Origin of the sequence: Curtobacterium sp. MCLR17_059, from assembly GCF_003234665.1 — a bacterium.
GTDB classification, from domain to species: domain Bacteria; phylum Actinomycetota; class Actinomycetes; order Actinomycetales; family Microbacteriaceae; genus Curtobacterium; species Curtobacterium flaccumfaciens.
In genome coordinates, this window is the sequence record NZ_QKSU01000023.1 from 1 (window position 1) to 10,232 (window position 10,232).

Annotated in this window: 9 protein-coding genes; 2 read left to right on the top strand and 7 right to left on the bottom strand. The window is 72.4% G+C overall.

Annotated elements, in window-relative coordinates; genetic code table 11:
- Positions 1-519: 519 nt before the first annotated feature.
- Genes dnaG through dusB form a run of 3 tightly spaced genes read right to left on the bottom strand, consistent with a single transcriptional unit; the run spans position 520 to position 4,938 of the window.
- Positions 520-2,439 (bottom strand): DNA primase, encoded by a 1,920-nt coding sequence (dnaG, locus tag DEJ12_RS17685; protein WP_111031157.1) that lies wholly within the window; start codon positions 2,437-2,439, stop codon positions 520-522.
- Positions 2,440-2,479: 40 nt separating this feature from the next.
- On the bottom strand, positions 2,480-3,775 hold the full coding sequence (locus DEJ12_RS17690) for a deoxyguanosinetriphosphate triphosphohydrolase (protein ID WP_110864660.1): 1,296 nt from the start codon (positions 3,773-3,775) through the stop codon (positions 2,480-2,482).
- The gene (gene dusB, locus DEJ12_RS17695; protein WP_110860455.1) at positions 3,772-4,938 is read right to left on the bottom strand and encodes a tRNA dihydrouridine synthase DusB; all 1,167 of its coding nucleotides are present in this window, start codon (positions 4,936-4,938) and stop codon (positions 3,772-3,774) included. The genes DEJ12_RS17690 and dusB overlap by 4 nt, the downstream gene beginning before the upstream one ends.
- A 47-nt stretch (positions 4,939-4,985) precedes the next feature.
- On the opposite strand from dusB, the gene DEJ12_RS17700 reads away from it, so the two are divergent.
- Positions 4,986-5,471: an aminoacyl-tRNA deacylase gene (locus DEJ12_RS17700; protein ID WP_111031158.1), complete on the top strand. Its 486-nt coding sequence runs from the start codon at positions 4,986-4,988 to the stop codon at positions 5,469-5,471.
- An 8-nt stretch (positions 5,472-5,479) separates the two neighbouring features.
- On the opposite strand, the gene DEJ12_RS17705 is transcribed toward DEJ12_RS17700, so the two are convergent.
- The 4 genes from DEJ12_RS17705 to DEJ12_RS17720 form a co-directional block, all read right to left on the bottom strand.
- A complete protein-coding gene (locus DEJ12_RS17705) occupies positions 5,480-5,743 on the bottom strand; it encodes a hypothetical protein (protein WP_146245619.1) in 264 nt (87 codons plus the stop codon).
- 5 nt (positions 5,744-5,748) lie between these two features.
- Positions 5,749-6,483: a DsbA family protein gene (locus DEJ12_RS17710; RefSeq protein ID WP_111031160.1), complete on the bottom strand. Its 735-nt coding sequence runs from the start codon at positions 6,481-6,483 to the stop codon at positions 5,749-5,751.
- A 130-nt stretch (positions 6,484-6,613) separates the two neighbouring features.
- On the bottom strand, positions 6,614-7,999 hold the full coding sequence (locus tag DEJ12_RS17715) for a glycine--tRNA ligase (RefSeq protein ID WP_111031161.1): 1,386 nt from the start codon (positions 7,997-7,999) through the stop codon (positions 6,614-6,616).
- Positions 8,000-8,106: 107 nt separating this feature from the next.
- On the bottom strand, positions 8,107-9,174 hold the full coding sequence (locus DEJ12_RS17720; protein WP_111031162.1) for an aminotransferase class V-fold PLP-dependent enzyme: 1,068 nt from the start codon (positions 9,172-9,174) through the stop codon (positions 8,107-8,109).
- A gap of 70 nt (positions 9,175-9,244) precedes the next feature.
- Between DEJ12_RS17720 and DEJ12_RS17725 the strand changes: the two genes are divergently transcribed.
- A complete protein-coding gene (locus tag DEJ12_RS17725) occupies positions 9,245-10,192 on the top strand; it encodes a LysR family transcriptional regulator (protein ID WP_258370649.1) in 948 nt (315 codons plus the stop codon).
- Positions 10,193-10,232: the final 40 nt, after the last annotated feature.

The window sequence follows — 10,232 nt, forward strand, 5'->3', positions numbered from 1 at the left end:
GGAGATGTGTATAAGAGACAGGTCACGTCCCGTCGGCCGGACCCCGGCCAGCCGACGATCCGCGACCACTCGAGGCCCCACAGACGGAACGTCCTGACCACCCACGGACCCCCGAAGTCGCACCAACTGCCGCTCGCAGCCCCGCCGCACGACAGTTCGTGCGACCTCGGCGAAACGCACGCGGCGCGTCGTGCGACCTCGTACGCAGGGCCAGGAGGCCAGCCCCGCGTCCGCCGCGTCCCACGCCCCCGCCGACCGGTCACGACTCACCGCCCGCCTCACCCCGCGCGGTCACGTCCCGTCGGCCGAACCCCGGCCAACCGACGCCCTGCGACCACTCGACGCCCCACAGACGGTACGTCCTGACCACCCACGGACCGCCGAAGTCGCACCAACTGCCGCTCGCAGCCCCGCCGCACGACAGTTCGTGCGACCTCGGTGAAGCGCACCCGGCGCGTCGTGCGACCGAGACGATCTGGCGCACCCGCCAACTGCCGCGCGAGCCGCGCGCGAAGAGCCCTAGGACGCCTCGGCGTCGGCGCGCAACCGCATCCGCTGCCCGTCGATGTCGACGAGCTGCCGCTGGATCTCGGCGCGGCGCTCGGCCTGCTCGTGCGGGTCGGCGCGCTGCAGCTGCCCGAGCAACGAGGCCTTGCGGGCGAGCAGGTCGCGCTCGACGAGGGCCACGACGATGCTCCGGCAGTAGGCCGCCAGGTCCTCCGCGTTGCGCGCGGGGATGGGTGCGAGGGCGAGTTCGTGCGTCAGGGTGCGGAGGGGCGCCGGCACGTCGGCGAGCAGCCGGTCGAGCCAGTCCCCCGCGCCGATGACGTCGACGTTGGCGACCACGGCGTCCCGCACCGCGGCGAGCATCGGCGTCGAGAACGTGGCCGACGCGGCGAGCCCGAGCATCGGTGCGCCGACGGACGTGGGCTGCTGCACCATCGCCATCACGGCGTCGCGCTCCATGCGGCTGATCGGGTCGTTCGGCAGCGAGCGGATGCCGGCGACGGGCTCGTCGGGGGTGTCGGCCCCGTCGGTGTCGTTCCCGTTGCGGCCGTCGCGCCCGGCGCCTGCGGACCGGTCGTCCTGCCCGGCAGAGCCCGCACGGCGCCTGGCCGTCTCGACCGACCGACGGACCTCGGGGATCTCCATGCCCAGCCAGCCGGCGAGTTCGCGGACGTAGCCCTGGGTCAGCGAGCGGTCGCGGATGCCGGCGAGCACGGGCGCGGCCGCACGCAGGGCACCGACGCGCCCCTCGACGGTCTCGAGGTCGTGGCCGTCGAGCGTGCGGCGGATCATGAACTCGAACATCGGGCGCTTGTTCGTGACCAGGCGGCGGATGGCGTCGTCGCCGCGGGCGAGCCGGAGGTCGCACGGGTCGAGCCCGCCGGGTGCCACGGCGACGTAGGTCTGCGCCGCGAAGCGCTGTTCCTCCGCGAACGCACGAGAGGCGGCACGCTGCCCGGCCTCGTCGGGGTCGAACGTGAAGACGACCTCGCCGTTGGCGTTCGGGTCGGCGCCGGCCAGGTCACCGAGCATCGGGCGCAGCACCTTGATGTGGTCGACGCCGAACGACGTGCCGCAGGTGGCGACCGCGGTCGTGACGCCCGCGACGTGACACGCCATCACGTCGGTGTAGCCCTCGACGATGACGACCTGCTTCTGCTTCGAGATGTCGCGGCGGGCCAGGTCGAGCCCGTAGAGCACCTGGCTCTTGTGGTAGATCGGGGTCTCGGGCGTGTTGAGGTACTTGGGACCCTTGTCGTCCTCGAGCAGGCGGCGCGCCCCGAACCCGATGGTCGCCCCGGTCACGTCGCGGATCGGCCACATCAGCCGCCCGCGGAACCGGTCGTACGGCGAGCGGTCGCCCTGGCTGACGAGGCCGGCGGACACGAGTTCCTCCATCGTGAAGCCGCGCCCGCGCAGGTGGTCCTTGAGCATGTCGTAGGACTTCGGGGCGAAGCCGACGCCGAAGTGCTGGGCGGCCGAGGGGTCGAACCCGCGCTCCCCCAGGAACCGGCGGGCGGGGTCGGCGGCGGCCGTCGTGAGCTGCCCCGTGAAGTACTCGAGCGCGGCTTCGTTCGCCGCGATCAGCCGGGCACGGGTGTTGTAGTCGGTGCGCGGCCCGTCGCCCTCTTCGTAGTGCAGGGTGAAGCCGATCTTCGCGGCCATGCGCTCGACGGCCTCGGCGAAGGTGGTGTGGTCCTGCGCCATGATGAAGCTGAAGACGTCGCCGTCCTCGCCGCAGCCGAAGCAGTGGTAGCGGCCGACCTGGGGCCGGACGTGGAACGACGGGGAGCGCTCGTCGTGGAAGGGGCACAGGCCCTTCATCGACCCGACGCCCGCGTGCTTCAGCGTGACGTAGTCGCCCACGACGTCGGCGATGTTGACACGCGAGCGGACCTCGTCGATGTCGTTCCGCGCGATCCTGCCAGCCACCCCTCGATCCTAGTTCGTGGGACCGACGTCGGCGGACCGGTCAGACGGCGATGTGGACCGGGTCACGGTCACCCACCACCAAACGTCGGTGCCAGGCGAGTGCGCCCTGGTCGGTCAGGCTCGCGACCTGGTCGACGACGGCGCGCAGTCGGCCGGCGTCGTCGTCCGCGGCGTGCCAGTCGGCGGCGAAGCCCGGCTCGAGGTCGGACGCACCGGTCGCCGCCAGCGCGTCGAGCAGTTCGGTGAGCACGCGACGCTGGTCCTCGTACACGGGCTGACGGTCGCCCTGGGTCATCACGAAGGCCGCGACGATGCCCTTGAGCACCGCGATCTCGCCGATGATCTCGGGCGGGGTGACGACCGACGCGGCGAACCGCACGAGCGATCCCGAGGCGTAGGACTCGCGGGTGGCCGTCGTGGCGGTGCGCGCGAAGCGTCCGATCAGCTGCGACGTCAGGTTCTTGAGGCGTGCGGCGTCACGGCGGGAGCCGTCGTACGCGGTCATCCAGAGCGGCAGCGCACGCAGGCGGTCGAACGCCTCGAGCAGCTCGTCGCGGCTCAGGTCGTCGCCGACCCAGGCGTGCATGGCGGTCACGATGTCGTTCTCACCGACGCGGTCACCCAGGGCCGCGACGTCGATGAACCCGGCGACGACGGCGTCCTCGAAGTCGTGCACCGAGTAGGCGATGTCATCGGCGAGGTCCATCACCTGCGCCTCGATGCACCGCTGGCGACGCGGGGCGCCGGCGCGGAGCCACTCGAAGGCGTCGTGGTCGTCGTCGTAGAAGCCGAACTTGGTGCGCCCGGACGACGACTCCGACACCCCCTGCGCAGCGGGCCACGGGTACTTGCAGCTCGCGTCCAACGACGCACGGGTCAGGTTGAGTCCGAACGGACGGTCGACGTCGGCGCCGGGCCGGACGCCGTAGACCTTCGGCTCGAGCCGCGTCAGCAACCGGAGCGTCTGCGCGTTGCCCTCGAAGCCACCGATGCCGGTCGCCCAGGCGTTCACCGCGGTCTCGCCGTTGTGCCCGAACGGCGGGTGCCCGATGTCGTGCGCCAGGCACGCGGTGTCGACCACGTCGGGGTCGAGTCCGAGCGAGTCGGCGAGCTCGCGGCCGACCTGCGCGACCTCGAGCGAGTGCGTCAGCCGGTTGCGGGCGAAGTCGAGCCCCGCGGTCGGGCTGAGCACCTGGGTCTTCGCGGCCAGGCGCCGGAGCGCACTGGAGTGCAGCAGTCGGGCGCGGTCGCGGGCGAAGTCCGAGCGGCGGTTGCCGTGCTCTTCGGGGAGCCAGCGCTCCGCGTCCGCCGGGCCGTACGAGGCGGTGGCGCTCATCCGCCGCTGTGGTGCAGCTCGGCGGCGGCCAGGACCTTGCGGAACTCGGAGTCGACGTCGCGGCTCTCGAGCCAGCGGTCGGGCAGGGCGGTGCGCTTCGGGTGCCCGGCACGACCGCGCGGCCCCTCGGCGTCGGCACCCGGGTACGGTGCGTCGTGGTCGAGCTGGCCGAGGAAGTCGTCGATCTCCTGCAGGCTCGACGCCATCGCCAGGCCGGCCCGGACGTCGCTGCCGATCGGGTACCCCTTGAAGTACCAGGCCACGTGCTTGCGGATGTCGCGGCAGGCGTGCTCTTCGTCGCCGAAGAACTCGACGAGCAGCTCGGCGTGGCGCCGGAACCCGTCGGCGACCTCGCCCAGGGACGGCATGTACCGCAGCCCCTCGCCGCGGAACGCCGCGGCCAGGTCACCGAACAGCCACGGACGGCCGAGGCAGCCACGGCCGACGACCACGCCGTCGGCACCGGTCTCGTCGATCATCCGGAGCGCGTCGGCGGCCGACCAGATGTCGCCGTTGCCGAGGATCGGGATGTCGGTGACGGTCTCCTTCAGCGTGGCGATCGCCGACCAGTCGGCGTGCCCGGAGTAGTGCTCGTTCGCGGTGCGGGCGTGCAGCGACACCGCGGCGACACCGGCGTCGCGCGCGATGCGGGCGGCGTCGAGGTAGGTCAGGTGGTCCTCGTCGATGCCCTTGCGCATCTTCACCGTGACGGGGACGTCGCCGGCGGCGCGCACGGTCTTGGTGACGAGTTCGCGGAACAGGTCGAGCTTCCAGGGCAGGGCCGCGCCGCCGCCCTTGCGGGTGACCTTGGGCACCGGGCACCCGAAGTTCAGGTCGATGTGGTCGGCGCGGTCCTCGCCCACCAGGATCGACGCCGCCTCGGCCACGGTGTTCGGCTCGACGCCGTACAGCTGGATCGACCGCGGGGTCTCGGACTCGTGGTGCTGGATGAGCTGCATCGACACGGGGGTCCGTTCGACCAACGCACGCGAGGTGATCATCTCGCACACGTAGAGCCCGGCGCCGTACTCGCGGCACAGCCGGCGGTACGCCATGTTCGTGATCCCGGCCATCGGCGCGAGCACGACCGGCACGTCGACCTCGATCGGGCCGATGCGCAGGGGGCCGCCGACTCGCGAGGCGGGTGCTTGTGTGATCGTCATACCTGTCCCATCTTCCCACGTCGGTGCGCGCCGGTAGCGTTCTCCACATGACGACCGACGCCAGCACCCGGTTCGACGCCGACGCCCAGGCCCGTGGCCTGCCGGTCGAGGTGGTCGAGCGCCCGGCCGCGGACTCCCTGCACGAGGCCGCCGGACTGCTCGGCATCGAGCCCGGCGACATCGTCAAGACCCTTGTGGTGAAGCGCCACGACGGCGGGTTCCTGCTCGCCCTGGTGCCCGGCGGCCGCAGCATCGCCTGGAAGAAGCTCCGCACGGTCGTCGGCGTCAACAAGCTCTCGATGCCCGACGCCGCCACCGCGCTCGGGGTGTCCGGCTACGAGCGCGGCACCATCACGCCGATCGGTGCCACGGGCGACCTGCCGGTGTACGCCGACGAGCGCATCGTCGGCCGCCGCGTCGCCCTGGGTGCGGGCCGGCACGGGGCGAGCGCCTTCGTCGACGCCGACGCGCTCGTCGCCGCCTACGGCGCGACCGTCGCCGACATCACCGACGAGGAACCGCAGCGCGACTGACGCAGCCGTCAGTCCGGCACCTCGGACCAGTCGCCCTCGGCCCCGGCGAACGAGCCGGCGTCGATCAGGCACTTATCGCCCTCGCAGACCGGCGCACCGCCGGGCGTGACGAGCGTCAGCAACGCGGGACGGGCCTCCAGGCCGGGAACGCCCGAAACGCCGGAAGCGGCGGAGAGGCCGCGCACGCCCGGCAGCCCCGTGAGCGCGTCCGGCACGGACGGTACCGACGTCACGGCCTGGAGGCGCACCGCGCCCTGGTCGCTGATGGTCATGTCCGTCATCGGGTCACCGCCACGTCAGCGCTCGCGTCGTCCGCAGCGCGCTCGGCCGCCGAGGCGACCTCCTCCGGCGTGGTCTCGCGGAGCCCGACCACCTGGCGGAGCACCTGCTCGAACGCCGTGGGGTCCTGGGCGCCGGAGACGCCGTACTTGCCGTCGATCACGAAGAACGGCACGCCGTTGATCCCGTACGCCTGTGCCTGGGCCTGGTCGGCGCGGACCGCAGCGAGCTGGGCGTCGTCGCGCAGGGTGCTGAGGACCTCGTCGCGGTCGAGACCGATCTCCGCCGCCAGGTCGGCGAGCGAGGACTCCTGTCCGACGTGCTCGCCGCGCTCGAAGTAGGCGGTGAACAGGCGCTCGACCATCTCGAGCTGCTTGCCGTGCTGCTTGGCGAGGTGGATGACCTGGTGGGCCTTCACGGTGTTGGTGTGGTGCATCGCCTCGAAGTCGTACTCGAGGCCGACGCCAGCGGCGATGGCGGTGACCTGGTCGAGCATCTGCTGCGCCTGGTCGACGGGCATGCCCTTGTGGCCGGAGAGGAACTCGGCCTCGGTCCCCTCGAAGTCGACGGGGGTGTCCGGGCTCAGCTCGAAGGAGTGGTACTCGACCTCGACGGGGCGGCCCTCGCTCGAGGCACCGAACGCGGCGACGCCGGCCTCGAACTTGCGCTTGCCGATGTAGCACCAGGGGCAGGCGATGTCCGACCAGACATCGACCTTCACGGAGTCGTTCATGCTGACCCCAACGCGCTCGTGCGGCGCGCATTCCCGTCGCTGGCAGCAAGACACCGGTGTTCGCAGGTCGAACACCCGATTGCGGGTGTGCAACGCACGAACACCGGTGTCTTGCGGAGCCGCCGAACCCCTACGCGCCGAGCAACCGCTGCGCCAGGTACCCCTGCAGCTGGTCGAGCGCGACGCGCTCCTGGCTCATCGTGTCGCGCTCGCGCACCGTGACGGCCTTGTCCTCGAGCGTGTCGAAGTCGACCGTGATGCAGAACGGCGTGCCGATCTCGTCGTGGCGACGGTAGCGACGGCCGATGGCACCGGCGTCGTCGAAGTCCACGTTCCAGTTCTTGCGCAGGTCGTCGGCCAGGCCGCGGGCGACGGGCGAGAGCTGCTCGTTGCGCGACAGCGGCAGGACGGCGGCCTTCACCGGCGCCAGGCGCGGGTCGAGGCGCAGGACGGTGCGCTTGTCGACGCCGCCCTTCGCGTTCGGCGCCTCGTCCTCGTGGTACGAGTCGAGCAGGAACGCCATGAGTGCACGGGTCAGCCCGAACGACGGCTCGATGACGTACGGCACGTACTTCTCGTTGGCGGCCTGGTCGAAGAACCGGAGGTCCTGGCCGGACGCCTCGATGTGGTTGTTCAGGTCGAAGTCGGTGCGGTTCGCGACGCCCATCAGCTCGCCCCACTCCGAGCCGGTGAAGCCGAAGCGGTACTCGATGTCGGCGGTGGCGTCGGAGTAGTGCGCCCGCTCGCCGTCCGGGACGTCGAATCGACGCAGGTTCTCCGGGTCGATTCCGAGGTCGGTGTAGAACGCGACCGAGTCGGCGATCCACTGCTCGTAGTGCTCCTGGGCCGAGGCCGGCGGCACGAAGTACTCGATCTCCATCTGCTCGAACTCGCGCGTGCGGAAGATGAAGTTGCCGGGCGTGATCTCGTTGCGGAACGCCTTGCCGACCTGCCCGATGCCGAACGGGGGCTTCATGCGGCTCGTCGTGACGACCTGCGCGAAGTCGACGAAGATGCCCTGGGCGGTCTCGGGGCGCAGGAAGTTCAGGCCCTCTTCCGACTCGACCGGGCCGAGGTAGGTCTTGAGCATCCCGGAGAACTCGCGGGGCTCGGTCCACTCGCCGCGGGTGCCGCAGTTCGGGCAGGCGATCTCGGCCATGCGGCCTTCGGGGTCGCGGCCCTTCTTGGCGACGAACGCCTCGATCAGGTGGTCCTCGCGGAACCGGTGGTGGCAGTGCAGGCACTCCACCAGCGGGTCGGTGAAGGTCGCGACGTGGCCGGAGGCCTCCCACACCTTGCGGGGCAGGATCACCGCGGAGTCGAGGCCGACCATGTCCCCGCGGCCGCGGACGAACCGCTGCCACCACTGGCGCTTGATGTTCTCCTTGAGCTCCACACCGAGGGGCCCGTAGTCCCATGCGGAGCGGGAGCCTCCGTAGATCTCACCCGACTGGAAGACGAAGCCGCGGCGCTTGGCCAGGGCGATGACGCTGTCGAGACGGGAGGGCTGTGCCAAAGGGTGCTCCAGAGGTCGCCGAGCTGGGTGCTCGGTGCGGAAACGGTCCGGGCAAGACTACCGGCGATCCCGGCCCGGGAGGCCCGCCCGGGATCAGCCCTCCACGCTCACCTTGCCGATGTGGTCGGCCCCACCCCGCCCAGCGCGGCCACGACGTCGGTCACGTCGGACTCGTCGTTCCACAGGTGGAACGCGATGCGCAGCCGCCCGGCACGCCCCGAGGCGGTGAGCCCCGAGGCAGTGAGGGCCCGGAGGGCCGACCCGTCGGCGTCCGCGAACGTCACGATCGCCTGCCCGTCGCCCTGCCCGTCGCCCTGCCGAGGCGAGCCGAGCGCGTCGCACAGCCGATCCGCGAGACCTGTGGCGTGCCTCCAGACCGCCTGCTGGTCGAGCGCGACCGCGTGCTCGAGCGCGGCCACGGCACCGGGCCACGCCTGCCAGGCCGGCGAGACGTCGAAGCGACGCGCATCGTCGGCCAGGTGCATGGCGGGGCCGTAGCAGGAGGACCACACGTCCGCTCCCGCGTACCAGCCGGCCTGCACCGGGCGGAGCCGGCCGAGGGCGGTGTCGGAGAGCGTCATGAAGGCGACGCCGCGCGGCGCGCAGAGCCACTTGTAGGTGTGCGTGAGCGTCACGTCGAACGGTGTGGCGTCGACGGGCAGGACGCCGGCGGCCTGGGTGAGGTCGCAGAGGGTCAGGGCGCCGACGCGTCGAGCGGCGGCCACGACCGGGTCGGGATCGGTGACCACGCCGGTGGCGGACTGCACCGCGGACCACGCGACGAGGGCGGTGTCGGGCCCGACCGAGGCGGCGAGCCGGTCCAGCGGGACGCTCCGGACCCGGACGCCACGGTGTGCCTGGGCGAGGAACGGGAAGACGACCGAGCTGAAGTCGCCGTCGGGGACGACCACCTCGGCGCCGTCCGGCAGCGCGTCGGCGACGACCGCGGCCATCACCGAGGTCTGCGAGCCCGTCGCGACGCGCTCCGCCGGGACGCCGACCAGCGCGGCGAAGAGCGCACGCCCCTGCTCGACCAGCGCCCCGTACCGGGCCGGCGACGTCTCGGCCCGTGACCACGCGTCGAGGTCGGCGCGCTGGGCGGCGAGGGTGCCGCGGGTCGGCAGGCCCGCGGTGCACGCCGCCAGGTAGCCGCGGCCGGCGGGGAAGGAGTCCATGCGGACAGCGTCCCGGTTCCCGACTCATCACACCAGGGCCGATTCGTTGTGCCACCGATAACATCGGATGATGGACGAGATCGATCCCCAGTTGCTCCGGGTCCTCCGCGCCGTGGCCGACGGCGGGTCGATCACCCGCGCCGCCGCCGCACTCGGGTCGAGCCAGCCGGCCGTCAGCCAGCTGGTGGCCCGGGCCGAGCAGCGTCTCGGGCACGCGCTGGTCCTGCGAGGCGGGCGGGGCGCGACCCTCACACACGCCGGGCAGGTGCTCGCCGACCACGCCCTGCACGTCCAGGCCGCGCTGACCGCGGCGCGCGAGGACCTCGACGCCGTCGGCGGACTCAGCCGTGGCCGGGTGCGACTCGCCGGGTTCCCGAGCGCGTCCTCCGCCCTGGTGCCCGCCGTGCTCGCCCGGCTCGCCGCGACGGCGCCCGGCGTGACGACCTCGTACGTCGAGGTCGAGCCGCCCGAGGCACTCGACCTGCTGCGCGGCGGCGAGGTCGACGTCGCCCTCACCTTCACCTACGTCGGCGACGAGGTCGGGACCACCCCGGACCCGGGCCTCGTCACCCGGGCGCTCGGTCGCGACCCGCTCGCGCTGGTGACGCCGGTCGAGCCAGGAGGCTCTGAGCGACTCCGCCCCGCCCGCTCCACCGTCGTGGACCTCGCGTCCCACCACGACGCCCGGTGGATCGGGGGCTGCCCGCGGTGCCGTGGGCACCTGCTCGCCTCGTGCGCGAGCGCGGGGTTCACGCCGGACATCGTGCTCGAGACGGACAACGCCGCCGCGGTGGTGGGACTCGTCGCCGCCGGGCTCGGGGTGGCGCTGCTCCCCCGGCTGGCTCTCGCGACGACGGTCATCCCCGCCGGTGTCGCGATCGACCCCGTGGACGACGAGCTGGCCCGGCGTGTCGAGGTCGTCGTCGCCCGCGGCGCCGACCGGGTGCCGAGCGTCCGTGCGGCGCTCGACGCGGTGCGCTCGGCTGCCCACCTGCTCGAGGGGCCGCTGCCGGGCTGAGGGGGCGGGCCGGGGGCTGTCTCTTATACACATCTGACGC